The sequence below is a fragment of the Rhodanobacter spathiphylli B39 genome (assembly GCF_000264295.1).
GTDB lineage: Bacteria > Pseudomonadota > Gammaproteobacteria > Xanthomonadales > Rhodanobacteraceae > Rhodanobacter > Rhodanobacter spathiphylli.
Genome location: NZ_AJXT01000006.1, coordinates 96,106 through 118,257 on the forward strand (window position 1 = coordinate 96,106; position 22,152 = coordinate 118,257).

Annotated in this window: 24 protein-coding genes and 1 pseudogene; 11 read left to right on the forward strand and 14 right to left on the reverse strand. The window is 65.1% G+C overall.

The window, feature by feature from the left end; all coding sequences use genetic code 11:
- Nucleotides 1–218: 218 nt before the first annotated feature.
- Nucleotides 219–1,058: an endonuclease/exonuclease/phosphatase family protein gene (locus UU7_RS05085; RefSeq protein ID WP_007806000.1), complete on the reverse strand. Its 840-nt coding sequence runs from the start codon at nt 1,056–1,058 to the stop codon at nt 219–221.
- Between the two features lie 264 nt (nt 1,059–1,322).
- On the opposite strand from UU7_RS05085, the gene UU7_RS05090 reads away from it, so the two are divergent.
- Nucleotides 1,323–1,670 (forward strand): YciI family protein, encoded by a 348-nt coding sequence (locus UU7_RS05090; RefSeq protein ID WP_007806002.1) that lies wholly within the window; start codon nt 1,323–1,325, stop codon nt 1,668–1,670.
- A 39-nt stretch (nt 1,671–1,709) separates the two neighbouring features.
- A complete protein-coding gene (locus UU7_RS05095) occupies nt 1,710–2,921 on the forward strand; it encodes an RNA polymerase sigma factor (protein WP_238530893.1) in 1,212 nt (403 codons plus the stop codon).
- A 109-nt stretch (nt 2,922–3,030) separates the two neighbouring features.
- On the opposite strand, the gene UU7_RS05100 is transcribed toward UU7_RS05095, so the two are convergent.
- The 4 genes from UU7_RS05100 to UU7_RS05115 form a co-directional block, all read right to left on the reverse strand.
- Nucleotides 3,031–3,579 (reverse strand): YdeI/OmpD-associated family protein, encoded by a 549-nt coding sequence (locus tag UU7_RS05100; protein ID WP_007806007.1) that lies wholly within the window; start codon nt 3,577–3,579, stop codon nt 3,031–3,033.
- 179 nt (nt 3,580–3,758) lie between these two features.
- Nucleotides 3,759–4,328 (reverse strand): DUF1801 domain-containing protein, encoded by a 570-nt coding sequence (locus UU7_RS17605; protein WP_083845937.1) that lies wholly within the window; start codon nt 4,326–4,328, stop codon nt 3,759–3,761.
- 5 nt (nt 4,329–4,333) lie between these two features.
- Nucleotides 4,334–4,678 carry a YciI family protein gene (locus UU7_RS05110; protein ID WP_007806013.1) on the reverse strand — a complete coding sequence of 115 codons (345 nt, stop codon included), beginning with the start codon at nt 4,676–4,678 and terminating at the stop codon, nt 4,334–4,336.
- 87 nt (nt 4,679–4,765) lie between these two features.
- Entirely contained in the window at nt 4,766–5,674 is a 909-nt protein-coding gene (locus UU7_RS05115) for a LysR substrate-binding domain-containing protein (protein ID WP_007806015.1), read from the reverse strand.
- Nucleotides 5,675–5,780: 106 nt separating this feature from the next.
- On the opposite strand from UU7_RS05115, the gene UU7_RS05120 reads away from it, so the two are divergent.
- Entirely contained in the window at nt 5,781–6,299 is a 519-nt protein-coding gene (locus tag UU7_RS05120) for a lipocalin-like domain-containing protein (protein WP_007806018.1), read from the forward strand.
- Between the two features lie 78 nt (nt 6,300–6,377).
- Here UU7_RS05120 and UU7_RS05125 read toward each other — a convergent pair whose 3' ends face one another.
- From UU7_RS05125 to UU7_RS18925, 4 genes and pseudogenes are all read right to left on the reverse strand, one after another.
- Entirely contained in the window at nt 6,378–8,459 is a 2,082-nt protein-coding gene (locus tag UU7_RS05125; protein WP_007806020.1) for an alkaline phosphatase D family protein, read from the reverse strand.
- A 185-nt stretch (nt 8,460–8,644) separates the two neighbouring features.
- Nucleotides 8,645–9,448 (reverse strand): hypothetical protein, encoded by an 804-nt coding sequence (locus UU7_RS05130; RefSeq protein ID WP_157581885.1) that lies wholly within the window; start codon nt 9,446–9,448, stop codon nt 8,645–8,647.
- A 141-nt stretch (nt 9,449–9,589) separates the two neighbouring features.
- The gene (locus UU7_RS05135; RefSeq protein ID WP_007806023.1) at nt 9,590–10,189 is read right to left on the reverse strand and encodes a 2'-5' RNA ligase family protein; all 600 of its coding nucleotides are present in this window, start codon (nt 10,187–10,189) and stop codon (nt 9,590–9,592) included.
- A 100-nt stretch (nt 10,190–10,289) separates the two neighbouring features.
- Nucleotides 10,290–10,622 (reverse strand): annotated as a pseudogene (locus UU7_RS18925) (alpha/beta fold hydrolase); the annotation flags it as partial.
- Here UU7_RS18925 and UU7_RS05145 point away from each other — a divergent pair.
- From UU7_RS05145 to UU7_RS05160, 4 genes are all read left to right on the forward strand, one after another.
- Nucleotides 10,598–11,662, forward strand: coding sequence for an alkane 1-monooxygenase (locus UU7_RS05145; RefSeq protein WP_007806027.1), 1,065 nt, complete (start codon nt 10,598–10,600; stop codon nt 11,660–11,662). The pseudogene UU7_RS18925 and the gene UU7_RS05145 overlap by 25 nt on opposite strands.
- A 386-nt stretch (nt 11,663–12,048) precedes the next feature.
- The gene (locus UU7_RS05150) at nt 12,049–12,432 is read left to right on the forward strand and encodes a hypothetical protein (protein ID WP_007806029.1); all 384 of its coding nucleotides are present in this window, start codon (nt 12,049–12,051) and stop codon (nt 12,430–12,432) included.
- A 177-nt stretch (nt 12,433–12,609) separates the two neighbouring features.
- Nucleotides 12,610–13,377, forward strand: coding sequence for an alpha/beta hydrolase-fold protein (locus UU7_RS05155; RefSeq protein ID WP_007806031.1), 768 nt, complete (start codon nt 12,610–12,612; stop codon nt 13,375–13,377).
- 205 nt (nt 13,378–13,582) lie between these two features.
- Nucleotides 13,583–14,278, forward strand: coding sequence for a DUF4336 domain-containing protein (locus UU7_RS05160; protein WP_007806033.1), 696 nt, complete (start codon nt 13,583–13,585; stop codon nt 14,276–14,278).
- Between the two features lie 66 nt (nt 14,279–14,344).
- On the opposite strand, the gene UU7_RS05165 is transcribed toward UU7_RS05160, so the two are convergent.
- Entirely contained in the window at nt 14,345–16,003 is a 1,659-nt protein-coding gene (locus UU7_RS05165; protein ID WP_007806035.1) for a sensor domain-containing diguanylate cyclase, read from the reverse strand.
- Between the two features lie 511 nt (nt 16,004–16,514).
- Between UU7_RS05165 and UU7_RS05170 the strand changes: the two genes are divergently transcribed.
- Both UU7_RS05170 and UU7_RS05175 read left to right on the forward strand, forming a co-directional pair.
- On the forward strand, nt 16,515–17,168 hold the full coding sequence (locus UU7_RS05170) for a hypothetical protein (protein WP_007806037.1): 654 nt from the start codon (nt 16,515–16,517) through the stop codon (nt 17,166–17,168).
- A 137-nt stretch (nt 17,169–17,305) separates the two neighbouring features.
- A complete protein-coding gene (locus UU7_RS05175; protein WP_040672866.1) occupies nt 17,306–18,079 on the forward strand; it encodes a hypothetical protein in 774 nt (257 codons plus the stop codon).
- Nucleotides 18,080–18,241: 162 nt separating this feature from the next.
- On the opposite strand, the gene UU7_RS05180 is transcribed toward UU7_RS05175, so the two are convergent.
- A complete protein-coding gene (locus UU7_RS05180) occupies nt 18,242–19,045 on the reverse strand; it encodes a DUF3667 domain-containing protein (protein ID WP_007806042.1) in 804 nt (267 codons plus the stop codon).
- Between the two features lie 288 nt (nt 19,046–19,333).
- Between UU7_RS05180 and UU7_RS17610 the strand changes: the two genes are divergently transcribed.
- Nucleotides 19,334–19,546, forward strand: a complete 213-nt coding sequence (locus UU7_RS17610; protein ID WP_238530894.1) for a hypothetical protein — start codon at nt 19,334–19,336, stop codon at nt 19,544–19,546.
- Nucleotides 19,547–19,735: 189 nt separating this feature from the next.
- Here the strand turns inward: UU7_RS17610 and UU7_RS05185 are convergent, their stop codons facing one another.
- Complete coding sequence (locus tag UU7_RS05185; protein ID WP_007806044.1) at nt 19,736–20,296, reverse strand: hypothetical protein; 561 nt, start codon at nt 20,294–20,296, stop codon at nt 19,736–19,738.
- 8 nt (nt 20,297–20,304) lie between these two features.
- A complete protein-coding gene (locus UU7_RS18250) occupies nt 20,305–20,466 on the reverse strand; it encodes a hypothetical protein (RefSeq protein WP_157581894.1) in 162 nt (53 codons plus the stop codon).
- Between the two features lie 44 nt (nt 20,467–20,510).
- Here UU7_RS18250 and UU7_RS18930 point away from each other — a divergent pair, with 44 nt between their 5' ends.
- Nucleotides 20,511–20,840, forward strand: coding sequence for a hypothetical protein (locus tag UU7_RS18930; protein ID WP_238530895.1), 330 nt, complete (start codon nt 20,511–20,513; stop codon nt 20,838–20,840).
- Nucleotides 20,841–21,307: 467 nt separating this feature from the next.
- On the opposite strand, the gene UU7_RS17620 is transcribed toward UU7_RS18930, so the two are convergent.
- Nucleotides 21,308–22,081, reverse strand: a complete 774-nt coding sequence (locus UU7_RS17620) for an FISUMP domain-containing protein (protein ID WP_162098637.1) — start codon at nt 22,079–22,081, stop codon at nt 21,308–21,310.
- Between the last annotated feature and the right edge of the window lie 71 nt (nt 22,082–22,152).

Consider the following 22,152-nt stretch of genomic DNA (forward strand, 5'->3'; position numbering starts at 1 on the left):
TGCCCCTGATGTTGATTTGAAGTCGCCCTGGCAGCATGACGCCGATGTTGCGCCAGGCAGCCACCACGAAACGGCGACGCGGTCACTTTGCGATGTGTCGGCGGCCGAGCCTACTCCGTTTGGATCAAATGCCGGAGCACGGGCACGCCAACCGTTCAAGGCGGAGTCCACTCGCAAAAATTTGCGCCACATTCGCGAAGCCGTCGTTCGGCGTGGCGTTACCCGCCGAGTTCGGCCATCACCGGAAAATGATCGGAGGGATAGCGTGCGCCGTCGTGGGTGGTGATCGTGTGGACGGCGATCGCCTTGAAACCGCGGCTCAGTATCCAGTCGATGCGCTGGTCGGGATTGCCGGTGAAATTGTGGAACGTCTTCGCCGGGCCGGAGCGCGACGCCGCCGTCATCCACGCATCCTGCAGGTCATGCGTCAACGCGGCGTGCACCGTCGTGTCGGGCGCGCAGTTGAAATCCCCGGCCAGGATCACCCGCGTGTCCACGGGCAGCTTGCCGATCCACTGCACGATCTCCTTCGCGCTCAACATGCGCGGACGCACATCCTCGTCGCGATACGGGAAGTGCGTGTTGAGATAGACAAAGCTGCCACCGCCATCGCGCCGGCGGAACCGGGCCCAGGTGACCATGCGGGGAAAGGGCTGACCCCAGGTCCGGCTGCCGACCACGTCCGGCGTGTCGGAGAGCCAGAAGTCGCCGGAGCGCTCCACCGCCAGGCGGTCCGTGCGGTAGAACACGCCCATGTGCTCGCCCTTGGTGCCGCCGTCGCGTCCCTGCCCGAACCACGCGTAGCCCGGCAGGTGCGCGGCAAGATATTCGCCCTGCTCCTCGGTCAGTTCCTGGGTGCCGAGCAGGTCCGGATGCTGCTCCTTGATCACCTGCACCATCAGGTCGCGGCGGTTCTCCCAGGCATTCATGCCGGTGTCCGCCGGCACCCGCACGTTGAACGTCATCACCCGCAGCGGCGCTTCGGCCGCGCGTCCCGGAAAGCACAAGCCAAACATCAGCACGCAGGCAAACACCGAAGACCAGTGGCGCAGGTTCATCAGCCATCTCCAGAACGGAAGTGATGTGGGGACGTCGAGTCTAGCGGGATTGCCCGCCGCTGCAGCTCATGCAAAAACCTGCGGGCAGCACCACCGTCGCGGTCGACGATGACGGTCCACGCACCGCCCCGGGCAGCCGAAGGCACGCCCCCTGACCGACAGCCCCGCCGGGAGTCGACGCGAGGTGTCCAAATCGCCGAAGCTCGCGCGTCATGGAAATGGCGGCGCACACTGTCCGTCGATCACTCACTCTGGAGAACTCCGATGCAATATCTGTTGATGCTGTATGCCAACGAGAACGGCTGGTCGCAGATGACACCGGCCGAGCAGGCCCAGGGCGTCGCCGCCTATGCGGCCTATACGCAGGCACTGAAGGCCGGCGGCGCGTTGGTCGGCTCCAATCGCCTGCAGAACAGCACGACCGCCACCACCGTGCACGTCGCCGACGGCAAGTCGCAGGTGCTGGATGGACCGTACGTGGACTCCAAGGAGCAACTGGGCGGCTATTACCTGATCGACGTGCCGGACCTGGATGCGGCGCTGGCGTGGGCCGCCCGCTGCCCCGGGGCCAGCCACGGCACGATCGAAGTGCGACCGGTCTGGAGCATGTAGTTGGACGCCGCGGCACAGGCGCGCCGTACCGCAGACACCGTGGCACGTCGCAGCTACGGCAAGCTGATCGCCTTCCTGGCCGCCGCCATGCGCGACGTGGCGGCGGCCGAGGATGCGCTGTCCGAAGCATTCGCGTCCGCGCTGGCGGACTGGCCGCGCAACGGCTGTCCCGCCAACCCGGAGGCATGGCTGCTCACCGTGGCCCGGCGCAAGGGCATCGATGGCCTTCGCCGCCGTCGCAGTGGCGAAGCGGCCGCGGCACAGCTGCAGCTCCTGGCGGAGATCGACGACACCGCTCCGGCGATCGTGGATGACGAGGCCATCCCCGACCAGCGCCTTGCGCTGCTGTTCGCCTGCGCCCATCCGGCGATCGACGCGGGCATCCGCGCACCGCTGATGTTGCAGGCCGTGCTGGGACTGGATGCGAAGACGATCGCCTCGGCGTTCCTCGCCTCGCCCGAGGCCATGGGCAAACGCCTGGGGCGGGCGAAACAGAAGATCCGCGAAGCGGGCATTCCGTTCGCCATCCCCGCGCGCGACGAGCTGGCCGAACGGCTGGATGGCGTGCTGGATGCCATCTACGCCGCCTACGCGGAGGGCTGGAGCGATCCCGGCGGCACCGACCTGATCCGTCGCGATCTCACGGCCGAAGCGCTGTTCCTCGCCGACCTGGTGGCCCGGCTGCTGCCGCAGGAACCCGAGGCGCTGGGTCTGCTGGCCTGCCTGCTGCATGCGCAGGCCAGGTGTGGTGCACGCCGCAATGCGGCGGGCGACTACGTGCCGCTGGCCGAGCAGGACGTCGCGCTGTGGGACAGCGCGATGATCGACGAGGCGGAAGCCCTGCTGCTGCGCGCCAGCACGCTGGGCCGCATCGGTCGGCATCAACTCGAAGCGGCGCTGCAATCCGCTCACGTCGAGCGCCGCCGCAGCGGGCGCACCGACTGGACGCCCGAGGTGCAGATCTACGATGCGCTGCTTGCGCTTTCCGGCTCACCGGTGGTCGCGCTCAACCGCGCGCTGGCCGTTGCCGAATGGCAAGGTCCGCGCGCCGCGCTGGATATTCTGGAGACACTCGCCGCGGGTGGACGGCTCGTGCAATACCAGCCTTACTGGGCCGCACGCGCGGCCTTGCTGGCCCGAACCCATGCCTATCCCGAAGCCCGTGACGCCTTCGACATGGCGATCGGCCTGGCCAGCGACCCCGCCGTCCGCCGTTTCCTGCAGGGACGCCAGGCCGCGCTGCCACGCTGAATTCAGCGCGAGGCAACCATCGAGCCCGCGGCCTTCCCGCACATGCGGGCGGGTCTTCCTGATACGTCACTGCATCAAGGCTATCCGCAACCCGTGCCGCGCCAACGCCTCATTCGGCCGCTTCCGGCGCACTGAAAGCCTTGCTGTAGATGCCCGAGCGATCGAAGCAACAGGCGCGGCGCTTGCCGCTGGCAAGCATGTCGCAGGCCGTGCGGATGCGTCGTTCGCGCGTCTCCGCCTTCTTGCCCGAGCTGATCCAGTGAATCCAGTCCCGCCGTGCCACCGGCGTGATGTCGTCCCACGACGCGAGCGCCGCGGGCTGGGCGGCGAGTGCCTTGCGCAGGTCGGCGGGCAGCTTCGGCTCCGGCTCCACCTCGACCGGTGCGAACGCCAGCGGAATCGTGTCGCCCACGGCGACCCCGGCGGCTTCCCGCAGAGCCTGGTCCACCTTGAGCCAGTGGCTGCCCTGTCCGTCCGGCTCCAGCGTGGCCTGGAACGGTTGGCCGTCGAACAGTCCGTGCACCGTCACCATGCTGCGTGTCGGCAGCTTCGCGCTCGCGGCCGTCGGCAACACCAGGAACGTCCAGCTCGCGTCTTTCGGAATCGCGGGGCGCAGCAGCGTCGCCTCGCATCGGATCGTGTCGGCGGAAGGGTTCATGGCCAGAAATGGTACCCGAGCGTCACGGGCCATGCCGAACCAAGACCAGCCGCGCACCCATCCGACCGGGTGATGCAGCCTCGACCGGCACACCGATCGGCACCGCATCGAGCACCACGTCTTCGAAGGAGGACGACCAGGGCTTTTCGTTTTCCAACGAACGTCGCCGGTGCAACGCCTCAGCGCTTCTTCCCGCCGAAACCGGGAATGGCCGTGGCCTGTTGCATCCACGCGGCGATCTGGCGTTCGTCGAGTTCCTCCACCGACGCGAGATCCACGCCGCGCGAGTCCTTGCCCATCCCGATCGGCTTGACCGGCGGCACGGGCTGCAGCGAGGTGCCGCGGCCGAAGGTGAGCTTGACGTGGCCGATGAAACCACCGCACGAGAAGCACCAGCCGTCGCCAACGCCGTACCACGCCATGCCCCACTTCACCGAGCGCTTCAGGCCCGGCAAGGTCCTGGCCGCCAGGGCATCGACGGATTCGGCGATGCCGCGTTGCGGTTGCGGCAGGCTGCGGATATAGGCAAAAACCGGCTCGTCTCCGTCTCTGGCCTTCGCCGAGCTCGCGCGGCCAGTCATGGCTGCCAGCAGCTTCGTGGCGACCACGGGCTCCGCCCTGGCGACCCGGCTGGCCCCGACCTTTGCCACCTTCTCACTTGTCTTCCCGGCGTCGACTGCGCGTGTCATTTCATGCCTCCCACAACAAGAAAGAACCGGGGCGTGGTGGTCCCGTCCGTCGTGCTTCATCCGGGCTACGACTTGAACCGGCGAACTTCCTGGGGCCAGCCGCAGGCTTCGGCCAGCTTGCCGGCCCATCGCCTCGCCGCGGCCTCGTCGGCCACGTCGATCGCGGCGAATCCGCCCAGAAATTGCGGATTCCGCACGTAGGGCCCGTCGCTGAATCTCAGCGTGCCGCCGGTCGCATCCGCGGTGAAGGCCGCGTCCGGATCCTCCTCCAGCCCCCCCGCATACAGGTAGACTCCGGCCGCCTTCATTTCCTCCACCACCGCCCTGGCCAACGGACCGCGCGTCGCGAACCACGCTTCGGAATGCTCGCCGACCCACGCCTGGTTGAAGTAGATCAGGTATTCGCTCATGCCATGCCTTCCGGTTGCGCAGCCGCGGCTGCCTTCCTGTTCACGACGAACAGGAGCTGGCCATTTCGACAACGCGGCGACACGTTGTCAGCGGTCGCCTGGGCCACTTCCCTTCCTCGCCATCCGGCCCAGGTGCAGCTGCGCCTGCTCCATCACGGCTTGCCGCAACCGGGTCAGCGCTGCCGACGGCGCGCCGGGAGCGGTGTGCAGGCACAGCTCCACGCCCGGCAGCGGCGGCAGGCCATGCTGCTGGCCCAGGCGCATCAGCGTGGACGGAAGATCGGCGGCCGTGCGCACGGTGATGCCCAGCCCCGCGGCCACGCCCGCCCACAGGCTGTGCAGGCTGGCGGTGACGAAGGCCGGCCGCCAAGCAATGCCAGCCCGATCCAGCGCAGCCGTGCCGGCCTGGCGGAAGAAGCACGGCGGCTGATAGAGCGCCAGGTCCAGCACGCGGTCGGGCCGCACGAGCTTGCCCGTGCCTTTCGGCCCGATCCAGCTCATCGGCAGCATGGCCAGGTGTTCGGCGTCCGCGCGAGCGCCCTGGTTCATGGCCAGCACCAGGTCGAGCTCGCCGTGATCGAGTCGTTCGAGCAGCCGCCGGTTGGGTTCGACCAGCACGTCCACGCGCACCGCCGGATAGGCCTTGCGGAACTGGCCCAGCGCCGCCGGCAACCATGACTCGGCAAAATCGCCCGGCAGGCCGAAACGCACCGTGCCCTCGATCGCCGCACCGCGGACTGCATGCACGGCCTCGTCGTTGAGCTCCAGGATGCGCCGCGCGTAGGCGTGCACCCGGTCGCCCGCCTCGGTCAGCGCCACGCGGCGGCCCTGCTTGCGGAACAGCGGTTCGCCCAACTGCGCCTCCAGCTTCCGCATCTGCTGACTGATCGCCGAGGGCGAGCGGCCAACCCGCTCCGCGGCACGCGCCAGACCGCCCAGGCGTTGAATCGCCACCAGGCTGCGCAGCGCATCCATGTCGAGGTTGGGGAGCGACATCGGTAAGCAATTCGAAAGTGTCGACCTCGAATTATTCGCTTTTTCCACGGACTTTCAAATCCTACGATCGGTGCGGCCTCCCCCCGATTCGACAGAGGAAAACCCCATGAACCCGCACCGCAGCCTCTCCCGTCTTGCCGCCATCGCCTGCCTGCTGCCCGGCCTGGCCTGCTCCGCCGGCACGCCGGCAATCGACACCCATGACGAAATCTCGCTGGCCGGAACCTGGACCCTGGTGGCGGCCGACGTGCTGCATCCGGATGGCTCGCGCTCGCGCGACTACGGCGATGCGCCGAAAGGCCTGCTGCTGATCGACCACGCGGGGCATTACTCGCTGCAGCTCTACCGCAGCGACCGCCCCCGCTTTGCCGACCCGAGCAAGGCCAGGGCGACCGCGCAGGAATACCAGGCAGCCGTGATGGGCTCGAGCACGCACTACGGCACGGTCGCGGTCGAACCGGACCATCACCTGGTCTTCCACATCGAAGGCGCCTCCTTTCCCAACTGGGAGGGACAGCAGCAGAGCCGCAGCTTCGAGTTGCGCGGCGACACGCTCAGCTACCGGGTGCCGCCGCGTCCGGACGGCGACGTGCCCATCTCGGTCTGGCGACGCATCGGCGACTGAGCCGCACGACAACACCAGTCACCGGCAGCTACGGAGTTGTTCCCGGCGGCATGCTGTTCCGTCTTGTCATGCGGACTTTCACACCGCCAGGCCCGGATCGCCCTCCACCACCGTCTGCCGCATCCGCGGACGCTCGCCGGCCTGCCACAACGGCACTTCGTGGCGGATGCGATAGCGCAGCGGCCCGCCGTCCGGGTTCGGGTTGCGCTCGATCGGGCGCGGGATGCAGACGAAGTCGGTGGCCATCGTGCTGGCGTCGACGCGGATGGTCGCGTAGCCGTGGCCGCCCATGTCGACGAAGGCGAGGTGCGGGGCCAGCTCGGGATTGCTGACGGCGTGCGCCTTCTTGAGGTCGCCGCTCCTGGCGAACTCCAGCGCCGAGCGCACGCCGTGATGCATCAGCAGGTTGACGGTGGCCTGCGTGGGTCCGTTGCCCGGATTGGCGACATACAACGGACGCAGCGGATCGTCCTTTTTCAGGTTGTGCTCGGAGGCTTCGAGCATCCCCGGTGAAATCAGCGAACCGCCCACGAAGGTGACGCCCACCGGCTCGAACGCGGCGGGCGGCAGGGCCTTGGCCGCGTAGCCGGCCCAGAAGCTGTGGCGGTCGCCGGAGACGATGGCGAAGCCAGTGATGCCGGAGTCGCGCACGGCATCGAAGATCTCCGCGCGTTCGTGGTACGCGCCGCCCCAGTCGCTGGTGGCCATCACGGCATAACCTTCGCCGGACCACGCGCCGAGTGCGGGCGGAAGGTGCTGCGGGTCCACGCGCCAGTCGGGCGTGCCCAGCGAATTGCCCCAGATCTTCCAGGTGGCTTGCGCGCCGCGCAGGCGATCGAGGAACCAGGCCTTCTGCTTCGCGCCCAACAGGGTTTGCGCGGACTCATGGACGCGGTAGTTGGCCACGCGCTTGCCGCGGAAGGACAGCTCCGCGGGCGGATGGCCGTCGGCGTAGTCGCGGCCGCCGTCGAGCTGCATCGCCAGTTCCTCCGGCACCCAGCCCAGCTGGTCGCCTTCGAACAGCGGGTTGATTTCGTCGCGCGACCCCGGGTCGCGCGAGCGGAAGCTGTGCTGGTCGGTGAGGATCAGGTCGATGTGCCGGCCCCAGCGCAGGGCGCGGTATACGATCAGGCTGTTGATGGCAGCGAGGTTGTTGGCTTCGCGCCCCAGTCCGTCGTCGTCGAACTCGGTAACCAGGGTATCGACGACGTGCGGCGCGGCGAAGCTGTCCAGGCTGGCGCCGGGCGCCGCAACGCGCGCGGGCTGGTATTCGAACCAGGCCTGGTTGGCGGCGACCTTGAGCGTCTGCGCAGGCACCCAGCCTTCCGTGCCGGGGAACTCCTGGATCGACTGCCAACCCTGCCAGGAGAATTCGTGGTTGTCCCACACCGCCACGAACGGCCAGCGCGCACGCGCATCCTGCAGGTCCGGGTCCTGCAGGTAGCCGTGGTAGAGGGCGCGGTAATCCTCCAGCGAGGCCGGCACCCAGTAACGGTTGTTGGCGACCGTCTTGCCTGTCGGGTAGTGCACCGGGAACGTGATGCGGCGGTCGTAGCGATGGCCGTTCCTGACCTGGTCGGGGTATTGCACGACCTCGTAGACGAAGTCGCCCAGGTGCAGCACGAAACCGATGCGGTCCTCGGGCGCGGCGCGCTCGTCTTCGAAGATCATGCGCCGGTAGGCATTCAGCGCGCCCTCGCAGACGTCCTGGCAACTGACGAAGGCGAAGCGCGCCGGCCGTGCATCGTCGGGCGCGGGGGCCGTGATCGTGCGGCCGATGCGGCTGCCGTTGCCCTCCTCGTCCACGAAGCGATACCAGTATTCGCGGGCCGACGGCAGCTGGCCAACCAGCACCCGGCAGGTCCAGTCGGATGCGGCCGACACCCGCGCCGCCGTGGTCGCGATCACCTTCGTGAAGTCCGTGTCTTGCGCCACCTCGACCCGCAACGTGGCGCTGGTGCGCCCATCCGCATACGGGCGCCGCGTCCACAGCAGGACGCTGTTGTCATCCGGATCGCCGGAGGCGACGCCTTGCGGATACACCTCCCGCCGCTCGCGCCAGCCGCTCGACGAAGGACGCAACGGCGTGCAACCCAGGGCCAGCGCCGCGCCCAGCGTGGCGGAAAGCTTCAGGAACTGTCGGCGGTCCATGGTCGGCATGACGTCTCTCCCCCGCAGAGGATCGTGGTGGTCGGTGCGCGGAATGCTGGACCTGACGGCGGGCCGAGGGAGTGTGCCGGAAGTACCGGGAGCCACTGGAGCTCGCCACCACGAACAGGCGGTGGCGAGCAACTTTCATTGGCCATGTCCCTTCAGGTCGGCGTCGCTATTGAAGCCCGCGAGCACTACGCCGGAAAGTATCGATCGACATCCAGCGCCTTGATCCCCGAGGGATGCGCCTGCGCCTGGTAATTCTCGATCGCGGGGTCGTCGTGGGCGCGGCAATTGAGGTAGCGATAAGACGACGCGACTTTCGGGATCGCCTTGTCGAACACGCTTTTGCAAACGCTGCATTGCCGCTTGCAACCATACAGCGCCAATGTGCCGCGCACACTGTCGGGTACCCGACTCAAGGCCGCGAGCAGCTTCTGCTCAGCATGCTCGTTATCCCCCGAACCCACAGTACCTTCGTAGTTGCCAGTGACAAAAACGATGCCCGAGACAGCTGGCGCTGTACCCGTGCCCGGTGGCTGCAACGCGTAACCGACGGGCTTCTTGCCGGCAACTGGCAAGGCGCCGAGGGCAAGCGGATAGGCCAGGTCACGCTTGCCCCCGGCATCGTCGAGGCCGGCAAGTTCGGCGAGCAGAATTTCCGCGGGTGAACCCGGCGGCACGAAAATCTCCTTCGTGCCGAGCTTCATGCGTTTGAAGACGCGTGTCTGGCAGGCCTCGACATGCTCGACGAGTGCTTCCGGCGTCCCGATCAGCAGCTTTTCGAGTATGGCTTTCTGCAACACGGTATCGGCATCGTCGTTGTTGGCGACCCACAGCGCATCGCGCACGAAGAGTATCTGCGTCTCCTGCAGATTGCCGCCGCCACTGATCTTCGGTGCCCCCGGCCCCATCAGATAACGCAGGTCGCCATCCGCCTTGACCCGTGCGGCAGCGAGGTTGAGGTACAGGGCCACCTGGTTCATTGAGTAAGCCATGGAAATCCTTTCGATGGTCGAAAATCACGAAACGGCGGTACAGCCCGTGCAGGAGTATCGAGCAAAAGGCTCGCCGCGGTCGATCAGGATCAACGACAAGGATCCGAACCCGTCACACGACGCAAAACGTCAGGGACCGCGTTACTGCAGAACCCAACGGGCCAGATGCAGATGCTCCGACTTGCCCACGTTGCTGGCAACGAGATCGACCGCTTCGACATGGAAGCTGACGGGTTCGATCGACCGGCGTTCGGCCGGCAAGCCGTCGCCATAGCCCAGGGTGAGGTGCGGGACGATGGTTCCCCGGCTGGCGGAAAGACCGAACGGCTTTTGTGCATCGGCCAGCGCGACGCGCAAGCCGTTTACGCTGTTCGTGCTGGATGCATCCGCCAGCGCCACGAGTGCACGGCCGTCGCGCCCAAAGCCGCCCACCAGCACATCAAGGGTGAGCTCGAATGGCCGGTACGAAAAGCCCTCCGCGGCCAGACCCAGGGCCACTTCCAGCGGCTCTCGCAGCCGCCGGGGCACGCCGGCCTCCGCAACACTGACGTGCAATATATCGTCCGGGCGCAACGTGACCGGTGGAACACCGTGCTGGCGGCATGCCTTCTGCCGCCACGCAAGCACTCGTGGCAAATCGTCGGCGGATGGATAGAGCGCGAAGAACACGGGCGCGACGTCACGAATGGCGCCAAAGCCGATGGCTTCCGGCTGCAGTGATTCTGGAAAAAGATCGTTCATCCTCACTCCCTTTCGCAGCGATCGAGATCCCCTGCCGGGGCTGGCGAGGCGGCACGATCGCTCCGCCGCAGCACGACCAGTCTCGTCGATCGTACTCTCATCAATGGCCGTCCAAACCATCGCGCAGCGCCTCGGCGAACGCCTGCGGCTGGTCGATCCAGGCGCAGTGCCCGGCATCACGGATGACGCGAAGGCGGATCTGTCCCGCCTTGGCCAGAGCGGACCACAAGTGGGCCGACGGATCGAGACAGTCGCTGTCGCCCTGGATGACGGTGATCGGCACCGGGTGCGCAGCGATCGACGGACGCACGTCCCAGCCGGTTCGTCGGCGCGGCCGACCGATGTCGTCGCCCCCTGCCGCTGCGCGGGAGCCGTTGCCGTCCAGGCGCGTATCGGTAGACTGGGCCCATGCGTGCAAAAGATGCCGGGTTCCTGCTGGCCTTCTCCACCGCCCTGCTGCCGTGGAGTGCGGTCGCGCTCGTGCGCGGGGGCGTGTCGCCGGAACTGGCGGCGTGGTTCCCGCTGTTCTTCATCTTCGGAGTGGTGCCGGTGATCGACGCGCTGTGTGGCGACGACTACCGCAACTGGGTCACCGCGGACGAGGCCACGCAACTGGAGCACCGCCGCTACTTCCGTATCCTCACCATGCTTGTGCTGCCGCTTTGGCTGGGCACCCTGACGTGGTGCACCTGGCAGTTCCTGCATCTGCCCATGGGCATCGGCGGCCGGCTCGGCTGGGTGGTCTCCACCGGCGTGATCGGCGGCGTGCTGGCGATCAACCCGGCGCACGAGCTGATCCACAAACCCGGACGCCTGGAGCCGTTGCTCGGCGGCATCCTGCTGACCAGCGTGGGCTACCAGGGTTTCAAGGTGGAGCATGTCCGCGGCCATCACGTGCACGTGGCGACACCGCTCGATTCCTCCTCGGCGCGGCTGGGCGAATCGGTGTATGCGTTCGTGCCGCGGGCGCTGTGGCTGAACGTGCGCAATGCCTGGCGCCTCGAGGCCACGCGGTTGCGCGGACGCGGCCAGTCGCCATGGTCGGCGCACAACGAGATGGCCCGCTGGAGCCTGCTGTGGCTGGTGTTGCTGGCGGCTTCCGCCGCGTGGGGCGGCTGGGCCGCCGTGGGGTTCTTCCTGGCCCAGGGCGTGATCGCTGCAGCCACGCTGGAGGTGATCAACTACGTCGAGCACTACGGCTTGTCGCGACGCGAGCTTGCGCCGGGCCGCTACGAACGCGTGACCCACCGCCATTCGTGGAATGCGCCGCAACGCTATACCAACTGGCTGTTGTTCAACCTGCAGCGGCACTCCGACCACCACGCCCAGGCCCGGCGGCGCTACCAGGCGCTGCTGCACCATCCGGACAGCCCCCAGCTGCCAGCCGGTTACGCCAGCATGTTCGTGCTGGCGCTACTGCCGCCGTTGTGGCGCAGGGTGATGGACCATCGCGCCCTGGCGTGCCGGGGCTGACAGCCTGCGGCCCCATCCGCAGCCGCGCGACAAGAAGAACGGGCCACAGGAATGGAAGGAACGAATCGGTCTTGACCCGCCGTGCGCCCTCGCCGGTCGACAAGGCACTGTTGGAAGAGCTGCACGCTCCGCCGCTGGCTGGTATCGCGCGCGGAGCCTGGGCGCTACCGCGCGGGTGATCGGCCAATATGTCCACGCCGGATCGCCCATGCAGGCGACCGTCGGTCAAATCGATACCGCACCGGACCAGGGCACGGGGTCAGCCCGACGGGCTGATGCACCATCGCCCTCTCCGCGACAATGCCGGCGGAGGCAAGTGAAGCCGAACCGTTTTTGGTGGCACGCACCGGCGAACTTTGCCGGCAGTCAATCATCGGGAGATGGACATGAAATTTTCGCGCCGGGTATTCATGCTGGCCGCCGTTTACGGCGTGCTGGCGCTGTTGCCGATGTACTTCCAGGAATCGATGGTGGCGCGCATGCAGCCGCCGGCGATCACGCATGCGGAGTACTACTACGGCTTCATCGGCGTCGCGCTCGCCTGGCAGTGGGCGTTCGTGTTGATCGCGCGTGACCCGCTGCGCCATCGGACCATGATGTTGCCGGCGACGCTGGAGAAGCTGGCTTTCGGCATCGCCGCTCTGGCGCTGTATCTGCAGCACAGGTTGTCGTTGCTGATGCTGGGCGCCGGCGGCATCGACCTGCTGTTCGCCGCCCTGTTCATCGGCTCGTACTGGCGCACCCGCGAGGGTGCCCGCGTGCAGCGCTGAGCGACGCCCTGGCGTGCGTTTCGGTCGAGCGGAAAAATCGCTGCCGGCGCGGGCCCGGCGGCGGCTTCGTCCCGCTGGCGAAGCGCTGGCAGGATGGGTCGCCCGGCACAGGCATCCGATGGCCTAAGATCGACCATGCCGTCGGCGCCGCGCCGACGATCTTCCAGGACCACGCCCATGCCTCGCTGGTTGCGAAACATCCTGCTGTTGCTGGCGCCGGTCGCGCTGGCCGCCTGCTCCGCGCGGGGCGATGCCACCCGCCCGGTGCCCACCACACGGGTTGAGGCTGCGCGGCAAGTCCTGCCTGCGCACGACCGGCGCGTGGTGGTGATGCTGCCCGGCCGCGGCGACGACCTTGCCGGCCTGCAACGAAGGGGCGCGGCGCAGATCATCCAGAGCGAATGGCCCGACGCCGATGTCATCCTCACCGGCCTCACCCTGCCCTACTACACCAGCGGCGTGGCCGCGCGCCGCCTGCACGACGAAGTGATCGCGCCACTGAAGTTGCAGGGCTACCGCCAGGTCTGGGTGGCCGGCATCTCGCTGGGCGGCCTGGGTGCGCTGCTGTACGACCAGGCCTATCCCGGCCAGCTCGACGGCATGCTGCTGCTGTCGCCGTACCTGGGAGACCACGCGATCCAGCAGGAGATCCGCGCCGCCGGGGGGCTGTCCGCATGGAACCCGGGGCCGGTGCAGCCGATGGGGCCGCGCACGTTCCAGCGCGAACTATGGCGCCATCTCAAGCAATGGGCACGAGTTCCCGCCCGCACGCAGACGGTGTGGCTGGCCTACGGCGCGAACGAACGCTTCCGTGGGGGCATCGAACTGATGAGTCCGCAGTTGCCGGCCGACCACGTGCGCATGCTGCCCGGGCATCACAACTGGGCACTGTGGAATCCGGCACTACACCAGCTGCTGCGGGCCGTGCCGCCGGACTCGCACTGACGCGGTCCGGGCAGTCCAGCGGGCCGCGCCCTTCACCGGCGTTTTTCCCCGACGCCATTTCCGGGTACATTTTCCCGCGACTCCGGCTTCGAGCAGCTCCTGCTGTCGACAGCCGGCGTCGCTGCGGGCGCGCGAATGTCCCCGGCACGTTGGGGGTTCGGTCCCTGCAACCTGCAGCCTGTCTGCGCAACGGTTGACGATGCCCATGCAGTTGACTGAATTCATTCCGGACCAGATCTGGCTGCTCGATTATCCCGTCAACTACGCCGGGTGCCGTTTCAATGCTCGTATGAGCGTCCTCCGCCTGACAGGCGGCGCCCTGATGCTGCACTCGCCCTGCGACATGGATGACGCGACCGCGAACGCGATTGCACGGCTGGGCCCGGTCAGCAGCATCGTTGCCCCGGGATCGTTTCACCACATGTACGTGGCGAAGGCGCAGGCCCGTTTTCCTGCGGCCCGGACCTATCTTTGCCCCGGTGTCGAACGGAAGGTTCCAGGCCTGCGTTTCGACTGGATGCTGGGGGACCGACCGCCGACGGAATGGGGCGGCACGATGGACCAGGTGCTCATCCGCGGCTGCCGCTTCATGTGGGAAGTGGCCATGCTGCACAGGCCAAGCAAGACCCTGCTGCTGGTGGACGCCATCGAAAACTTCACGGACAGGACCGCCGACGTCAGCTGGCAGGTAAAGGCCTGGTTCAAGCTCTTTGGCATGTGGAACAAGCCCCGACCGGCGCCCGAGTACCGGCTCGGCTGGAGCGACAAGGTGGCGGCACGTTCTTCGCTGGAAAAAATCCTGGCCTGGGATTTCGACAGCATCGTGCTGTCGCATGGCGACAACATCACCGAGAACGCCAAAGAGCAGGCGCGCCGTGCATGGACGCCGCCGCTCAGGTAGAGCCCGAAGGCAGGCCGGAGTGCGACAGGCCGCTCGTCGTGAGTTCGCGTCAGACCCCGTGCACGATCAGGTGAACCCGGTGCCTTTCCCCGGGTCGCCTTCTTCCGAAAAGACGCACACGCCCAATCCATGGCTCTTGGCCTGGTACATGGCGGCGTCCGCCGCGCGCAGGTAGCCATCGGTGGTGGCGAAGCCGGCCTGGCTGCTGACCACCCCGATGCTTGCACTGCAGGTCACGGCGTGCGGGCCGATCCGATAGGGCGCCGCGAGGGCGGCGGCCATCTGTCGGGCCCGCTCGGCTGCCCCGGCATGATCGACAGACTCAAGCAGTACGTTGAACTCATCGCCACTCATGCGGGCGACCAGATCAACCGCACGCACGCAGGACTCGAGCCGGCGTGCCACCTGCTGCAGCAGTTGGTCACCCACATGGTGTCCCAGCGTGTCGTTGACTGCCTTGAACTGATCGAGGTCCAGCAGCAGCACGGCAAACATGGTGGTGTCGCCCCGGGGCAGTGCGTCAGCAGCCTTCGAAACACTGTCCTGATGCAGCGCGATGGCGTGCTCGAGGCGATCGCGGAACAACGGCCGGCCAGGCAGGTTGGTCAGGGCGTCGTACGAGCTGCCCCGTTCCGCCAGATCGCTCAGTGACCCGGCCATCCGCACGGCCATGCCGTCCTCGAATTGGGCGACCCCGCGCCAATTGAGCCACACCAATCGCCCCGATCCGTGCCGCGCGCGAAAGTCCACTGAAAAGTTCGGGCGGTGGCCGGACAGGTGCCGGCGGTACGCCGTCTGCACGCGCTCATGGTCATCGGGATCAATCAGCTGTTGCAGAAAGTGCCAGCCGTCGTCATGCAGGCTGCCGGTGTCGCTCAGCCCGACGATCTCGCGGAAGCGCTGGGACACATGCAGCACGCCCGTCTGCAGGTTCCAATCCCAGATGCCGTCATTGGAGCCGCGGGTGGCGAGGGCATAGCGGTTGTCCGATTGCACCAGCTCCAGCTCGGTACTTTTTTGCCGGGTCACGTCGATCATCAGGCCGATCATGCGCGTCGGGCGATCGGGGTCGACATCCACGCGGCACAGGTCGCGTACCCAGATGACCTCGCCGGACTTGGCCATCAGCCGGTAACTCATCTCATACGCATAACTGTGCGTCGCGTGGTACGCGGCATCGTCAATGGCCAGTGCTGCCGGCAAGTCATCAGGATGCACATGCGCCCGCCAGAAACCCGGGTCGGACCGCCACTCTTCCACCGAGTAGCCAAAAAGGCGCTCGACCTGCGGGCTCAGGAACGTGTTGCCCACGCCGAGCTCGGCCTCCCAGACGACACCGTCGATGGTTTCCAGCAACCGCAGGAAGCGCTGGCGCACCTCCATCAACACCTGCTCGGTGAGCTCGGTGAGCTCGATCAGAACACCTTGGCGGCTGATCACCCGGCTCGCTGCGTCCGTCTTCGGCTGGAGCTGCAGACGCATCCAGCGATAGTCCGCGTCGGCCCGACGCAGCCGGAACACCGGCATGCCCGACCTCAAGGTTCCGATGTCGTCCGGATGCACGAACTCGAGCAGAGACCGGCCGAGCGCCCCCTCCACCGCATGGCCCGTGAGCTTGTGCCAGGCGGGATTCAAGTACGTGATGTTCCACAGGGCGTCCGTCTGCACCACCGCGTCGGGCAGCAGCTGCAGAAGCTCTTCGGAAGGCGTGGGATGGGCAGGCATGTGCTGTTCATGCTCACCGATGCGCCATCTTCCAGTCCAGCCCCTTGGCGGGATGCCGGGGCGGCACGAGGCTGACGGCCCACCCTCCCCACCTTCGGGTGGCACCGACAGGCGCCGGTGTGGTTTCGCATACGATGCAAGCCGTGGGTCGCCGCAATGTCGGCAGCTTCAATGCGCGCTACCGACGCACGGCAGGCCGCTTGTCGCGCCCTTGTCCACTAGCGCAGGGACGAGGGACACCTCGACGATCTTCGCCGGCACGCCCAGCACCGGAGTGCCTGGGGCAGCGAACGCTTTCAGCAGCAAATCGAAGCGCCGACCTGGCGAGCGCTGGGCGCGAGGCCTCGCGGAGAGGCCACCCAAGCCAACCGAAAATCAGAATGAAATGGACCTGGCCCCTGTGTTTTCTGCACGCGCCCGACCTATACCCAGGGCGCATTCCCAGGCCAATGTGCCCGCAAGCATGTGGCATGCTGAGTGCCTCGCCCAGGCCAATTTTAGAGAAATCGACATGGAAGCGTCCGTACTCACGTTCGCCTCGCTGGATGAACGCATAGAAGCGCAGCCCGAGCACCCTTCCTACCAAATCATGCCTACCCGCAGTGTGCGGTGGGGCAACGCGCTTGTCGCTGTTTCGGGCATATCGGCCTTGCTCCTTGGGAAGATTGCGGCCAATGAGCCGTGGGTGGTTTTCGTCTTGCTCGCGTTGCTAGCCGTCGAAATCGGCGGATTGATCGTGGTGATCACGGCACAGCTACCAAGCCTCACGCTCACCTTTGCCAACCAGCGCCGGGAGTACGCCGAAACGTTGGACTTCGACCTGCCGCACCACGACAGCCTGGTGGCGTGGCTGCGCTCGTTCCCACGGACGCGCCTCCAGACAATGAGCTCGTTCGCCACTCACCGGGTTGAACGCTTTCGCACCAAGCTGCCTCTGATGACCGGCGGCATCGAGAGGCTCGGCGCACTGCCCGTCGTCGCGGCCCTCGTCGTCCAGTTCAAGGACATGCAATGGCCGCCGCATCCTAGCTGGACGCAGATCATCCTGTTCACGGGACTGATGCTCTTCTACTGGCTTTGCCTGCTAATGCTAAGCCAGCGCTTCCGGCTCGAACTCTATGACGCCCTTCTGAAGAAGGCGCTAGAGGCAAATGCCTCCAGTTGACCCGAAGAGCACGCCTGCGCACAGACCGCCATGCTGCGGTTCAAATGGCTGCAAGTGAACCTGCCCCGCTGTCCTTGCCGTTTCCCGCACATGAAGCGCTCACTATCATTGCCACATCACGTCAGGGGATTGAACCGTTGAGCCTTACACGAATCGTCGGTGCCTTCGGTGCCATCGCCTTGCTGGCCTTCTTCGTTCATCGCAGCCACGATCCGCTACGCACCTCGCTGCCATTCGGAACAGGCGACCTATCGACAGTGGAACCTGCGCTGCAGCGATTGAAGGCCGAGGATCGCGCCCTGGTCGAAGCCTATGTCAAACGCAGCCATGGCGATGTCCTGTTGCCGTCGATGGCGGACCCCGACCAGCCACTCACCGCCCGCAACTTTGCCGAAGCCATCGCCCTGGAAAAAGCCTGGGACGTCAAGCGTGATGCGCGCGATGCGGTGGCGGCAGAGCAGGCCTCCGCGCGTGACGAAGCGATGGCGCCCCTGCGTGCCATCGTCGAAGCGGATGTCCAGCGCACCGAAATCCTGTCGCCACGCCAGATGGTCGCGCCGGTCGCGCCGATCGACGGCATCAAGTCGGCCCTGCCGAGCGACCAGGCCACGATCTTCGTCGTCACCGTGTCACTGCACAATCTCGGCAGCAAGGCGATCGTTGCCGTGGAGGGGGCGCTCGAGGCAAGGAGTCGTGACGCAACCATGCCGCTGGATCTTTGCTGGGTCGATACCGGACCACACGACCGGATCGATCCGGCCAGCCGCACGGAAATCCGCTGTGCCAATCCCCATCAGCGCGTGAGCGACGAACAACGCGCCTTCATGGACACGCCTGAGCGGTTCACCGTCGTCTGGAACCCGAAAGTGCTGCAGTTGGAGGACGGCACGCTTATCCGGAGCGGCCTTTGAAGAACAGCAAAAATGAAAGCAGAACCAGGGCAGAGTCTGAGATCAAATGAACCGGATCACTGCTCGGCCCGGACTCCATCGATGCGCCATCTTCCTGGATGACAGAACAAAGGTGATGACGAGCTTGGGTCGGTGCCAGTCGTCCCTGGCGCGTTTTCCCTTTTAGCCATGCATCGACATGGAGACCAATACAAACCCCGCGGCAGCAGAGATCAGGGAGCTGACCACCGTGAACAGGATGAAGCCCAGCAAGGCGCGCAGCGCGGTCTTCCAGCGCGAGGAGCTCTGGAAGTACTGCACCAATGAAAAGACCAGATAGAGGAAGGCAAAGGGAACGACCCACATTTGCGCGCTTGGCAGCCACCTCTGGACGAGTACGGCAGCCGCCATGAAGATGAACGTCTGCACAGTCAGGAAGGCGGAGATCACCAGCCATTCGGGATAGTTCAGCCCCCTGCCCTTGAAGGCCAGCCAGAAGGCCCCGGCCTGAAACGGCAGGAGAAGAAGCGTAAATGCGGCGAGGTGTGCATTGATCCAGTCTTTCACCGCAACGGCGGTCTTGGCCGACGCTGCAGCCGCTGCGCCCCCCTCAACCCCGACGCTGGAGCCCTCCACATAACCGGCGCCAGCCTGCAGGGAGGGGCCGATCAGATCGCCGCCCAGCAGAAACCTGCCAAGCAATACCACCAGCGCCGCCGAGATCATCAACAGCAACATCGGCTTGACCTGGTTGGCGCGCCGCCCTTCGATGTAGTCGCGCATCAAATGGCCCGGCCGCAGCATCAGCTCCTTGAGCGAATAGAAGATGCCCCGGTCCATGTGCAGCACACTGTGCTCCAGCTCATGCCCGAGGAAATGCCAATCGATGCGATGTGCGGGCGTGGTTTGGCCGCAGGTGGGACAGAATTTCTGGTCAGGACCGGCGATGGCGCGATCGCAATTGGCGCAAGCGCCCGATTGAAGCATTCTCACTGTCTGCCGCCCCCTGGAGTGTCCTGCCTGATTTTTGCACGAGCACGAACAGGAAGCGCGACCAGATCAAGGAAAAACCGCGTCTGATCATGGGGGGCGGAAGATCGGGTCAAACCGCACGGGGTCGGTTTCGCTTTCCCGCGCCAATGGGGTCTCGCCAACGAGGTCTGCCAACGGGTCAGGTTCACCTGCTGGCATGCGCGGTCGGTCAGCTCCCGCGAAGTGCGATGTTCGAGGACGATACAGGCGAGACGGGCGCCCGCCGATCTTGTGGCACTCGCGATGGGAAGTACCCCAAACAAACGCGCCCGTGCCTATCAGCAATGCCTGAACGCAGGCATCGCGCCCGACGACCTGCAGCAGCTGAGCGCGCACGCCAGCCAGGAACGCGCCCTTGGTGACGAGCGCTTCCAGCACATGCTGGAAAGCACCCTCGGACGCCCTGCGGTATGTCGCCCGCGTGGGCGGCCACCGCGGGCGGGCAGCCATGAGTGAATTCAATTAGCCACATCCCCTTTCATATGGCGCGATCCTCGCGCCGCATGAAACACAGCGGCGGGTGGTCAGCGGCAAGACGGGCACTTGCTCCTCGCGATCACCGGAGAAGAGCAAGTGCGGGCCTATTGACCCCGGCGGCGAAATGGTAACCCGTTAGTTCTTGGTTGCCCGGACCCCGTTGGCGTCTCAGCACACCCGCGTCAAGGTTGATCCACGAAGTCCCGCCCCAATCAGCAAACGGCTCAGCTCTGCGTGCGCCGCCTCGTTCAAATAGATGTCCATTTTCTTCCGCAACGGGTCTTTGAACACTTGTGCGCTGAGCGGTACGGAGTCCGGCAGGAAGGCTGGCTTGATGACCTTCTTGCCCTCGGTCTCCGAGCGATCGAAGTCGATGCACTGAACGACGTTTGTGACGTTGTAGAAGTACAGACGCTGGTCGCCGCCACCGAGGCCCGTCTCGTCGACCATGTCGAGTTCCAGGAACTGACCGAACGGCTCAAGAAAGCTTTTGAGCGCCTCATAGGCCTTTCTGTTCAAGACGACGCTCGCGCCCATCACGAAGCTCAGGTCTCCCAGCGGGTGTTGCTTCTTCTTGTCCCGCTCGATACCTGGCGTGACCTGGGGTCGGATATCCCATGTCTTGTGCGTGCCATCGGCTATGAACACACCAGCCAGGATGTCCTCGTCCCGCACCGGCAGTAGCGTCGTGAACCCGTTTGCTGCACCACTCCAATTCCAGATTTGCATGGCGTGCCTCAATAGACAAATTGGCCGCGCATCAGTCGACCGGAAATCGACCGCAAGATGCCACGGAGTTCCTGAGCATCCGACGTATCGTCCGCGCCGGCCAACTCGGCCACGACGTTCGCGTGGTAGATATCCGTATGGATGTGCTGATGCGGAGAGGCGTTGGGCATGCTGGCAATTTTCGTTGTTTTGAAGCGCGGCAGGATGCAACCCGGTGCGCGCCGCCATGGTTGGGGCGCCGCAAGACTATCGTTGGTCGAGTGTGCACACGCATCTGGCCCGAGCCTGCGACCCGCTGATCACGCCGCACCCGCTCTACCTCGCGATGGGACGTGACCCAAGCGAACGCGCTGACGCCTACCAACAATGGCTGGACGCAGGCATTGCACCGGATGACCTGCAGCACCTGCGTACGTACGCCAGCCAGGAACGCGCCCTTGGTGACGAGCGCTTCCAGCGCATGATGGAAACCACACTCGGACGCCCTGCCGTGTGCCGCCCGCGCGGCCGACCACCGCGCACAAGCAGCCAAGAAGACATTTAATTGGCCACGTCCCCTTTAATTCGGCTCCGCGAAGGCGTCGGCGACGACGAGCTGGAAAACATCCGCGCGCACCTTCAACAGGAACGCGCGCTCGGCGACACCAAGTTCCAAGCCATGGTGGAAAAGGCGCTCGGACGCCCGGTCAAACTCAGGAACCGCGGCAGACCGCGAAGCCCGGATAGTCAACTGGACGGAGCTTAATTCCCTCCGTCCCCTTTTGGGCGTGGCGCCGTTCTCCACTGCACTTATTGCAATGAATATTGATGATCTTTGCATTCATACGATTCAAGGCTAAAACCGGTGCTCACACAATAAGTAATCAACGGGCGCGTAGGCAATTACAGCGACTTAATTCCCTCCGTCCCCTTTCGTTTGGCAAAGCACGCGAAAAAATACGACGATTTGGCCATCCGAAGAGGCTTAAGTAAGTGCCATTCGAACCTGACCCCTTTTTCCTCTTTTGCTCCTTATGTCTGCCGGACGTATCTTACGGAATTCCACTGAGCGCCGACAAATTCCTCGATGTAAACCGATTTTTTTTGTAGATCAAACGCCAGGTACTTCTGCGTGGGATGCGCTTTTCCTGTTACATCACGCCACGGTGAGCCGACAGTACTAGTCCAGATCAAACAAGAATTTCCAATCCCGCCAAAACCTCCAGCAAAATCTCTACATCCGGGAAGCGTTATATTTAATCCAGATTTACCACCCGCAAGAAGGTCATCTATTGGATCTTTATAAAGCGAAAGTAAGGCCAGTACATCAGCTTCGGTGGGAAGACGCCAACCATTCGGGGCTAGTTGGGATGCCAAATTGTAAGGGTATATTCGACCATTAGCAGCTATCTGAGAAACAGAATTCCCTGGTGCCGAGCTACCAGGGTGATCAAACGCATAGTTCTGCGAGAACCATTCCTTGCCCTCAATCAAAACGGTCGAATAAACCTTCCCATCTCGCGTGTCCGTAGTTTTACCGGGAACACCTATAGATTTGTCCGTGGGCAGTAGACTTGGCTCAATTACGATTTGTTCGCCTGGTGGAATGTGGCGTTGCCCCTCCCATGACAGCGCTCCATCGAGTGACAGCAATTGCACCACATGTTCCCCGGGATTGACTTCAAAGTGCTTGAAGATATTGGCGAAAACTTCCCCTAGGGATACTCCGTCGACAATGACGAATGCATCTACGGGACAGCGAATCATCAGGTACGAACAGCCGCTTTCAAACTCATTTTCGTTCATCGCCAATTCCTTATTTATGTGAAGAACGGGGTCAGGTTCACTTACCAAAGGGGGCATTGCTTTCCCATACA

Bases quoted from the DNA above. Each gene is read 5' to 3' on its own strand.
- UU7_RS05085 (WP_007806000.1), bottom strand. From the start codon at position 1,058: ATGAACCTGCGCCACTGGTCTTCGGTGTTTGCCTGCGTGCTGATGTTT.
- UU7_RS05100 (WP_007806007.1), bottom strand. From the start codon at position 3,579: ATGAACCCTTCCGCCGACACGATCCGATGCGAGGCGACGCTGCTGCGC.
- UU7_RS05145 (WP_007806027.1), top strand. From the start codon at position 10,598: ATGCGTGCAAAAGATGCCGGGTTCCTGCTGGCCTTCTCCACCGCCCTG.
- UU7_RS05110 (WP_007806013.1), bottom strand. From the start codon at position 4,678: ATGAGCGAATACCTGATCTACTTCAACCAGGCGTGGGTCGGCGAGCAT.
- UU7_RS17605 (WP_083845937.1), bottom strand. From the start codon at position 4,328: ATGAAGCACGACGGACGGGACCACCACGCCCCGGTTCTTTCTTGTTGT.
- UU7_RS05160 (WP_007806033.1), top strand. From the start codon at position 13,583: ATGCAGTTGACTGAATTCATTCCGGACCAGATCTGGCTGCTCGATTAT.
- UU7_RS17620 (WP_162098637.1), bottom strand. From the start codon at position 22,081: ATGAACGAAAATGAGTTTGAAAGCGGCTGTTCGTACCTGATGATTCGC.
- UU7_RS05170 (WP_007806037.1), top strand. From the start codon at position 16,515: ATGGAAGCGTCCGTACTCACGTTCGCCTCGCTGGATGAACGCATAGAA.
- UU7_RS17610 (WP_238530894.1), top strand. From the start codon at position 19,334: ATGGGAAGTACCCCAAACAAACGCGCCCGTGCCTATCAGCAATGCCTG.
- UU7_RS05135 (WP_007806023.1), bottom strand. From the start codon at position 10,189: ATGAACGATCTTTTTCCAGAATCACTGCAGCCGGAAGCCATCGGCTTT.
- UU7_RS05165 (WP_007806035.1), bottom strand. From the start codon at position 16,003: ATGCCTGCCCATCCCACGCCTTCCGAAGAGCTTCTGCAGCTGCTGCCC.
- UU7_RS05090 (WP_007806002.1), top strand. From the start codon at position 1,323: ATGCAATATCTGTTGATGCTGTATGCCAACGAGAACGGCTGGTCGCAG.
- UU7_RS05115 (WP_007806015.1), bottom strand. From the start codon at position 5,674: ATGTCGCTCCCCAACCTCGACATGGATGCGCTGCGCAGCCTGGTGGCG.
- UU7_RS05180 (WP_007806042.1), bottom strand. From the start codon at position 19,045: ATGCTTCAATCGGGCGCTTGCGCCAATTGCGATCGCGCCATCGCCGGT.
- UU7_RS05120 (WP_007806018.1), top strand. From the start codon at position 5,781: ATGAACCCGCACCGCAGCCTCTCCCGTCTTGCCGCCATCGCCTGCCTG.
- UU7_RS18250 (WP_157581894.1), bottom strand. From the start codon at position 20,466: ATGCCCAACGCCTCTCCGCATCAGCACATCCATACGGATATCTACCAC.
- UU7_RS05125 (WP_007806020.1), bottom strand. From the start codon at position 8,459: ATGCCGACCATGGACCGCCGACAGTTCCTGAAGCTTTCCGCCACGCTG.
- UU7_RS05150 (WP_007806029.1), top strand. From the start codon at position 12,049: ATGAAATTTTCGCGCCGGGTATTCATGCTGGCCGCCGTTTACGGCGTG.
- UU7_RS05130 (WP_157581885.1), bottom strand. From the start codon at position 9,448: ATGGCTTACTCAATGAACCAGGTGGCCCTGTACCTCAACCTCGCTGCC.
- UU7_RS05155 (WP_007806031.1), top strand. From the start codon at position 12,610: ATGCCTCGCTGGTTGCGAAACATCCTGCTGTTGCTGGCGCCGGTCGCG.
- UU7_RS05185 (WP_007806044.1), bottom strand. From the start codon at position 20,296: ATGCAAATCTGGAATTGGAGTGGTGCAGCAAACGGGTTCACGACGCTA.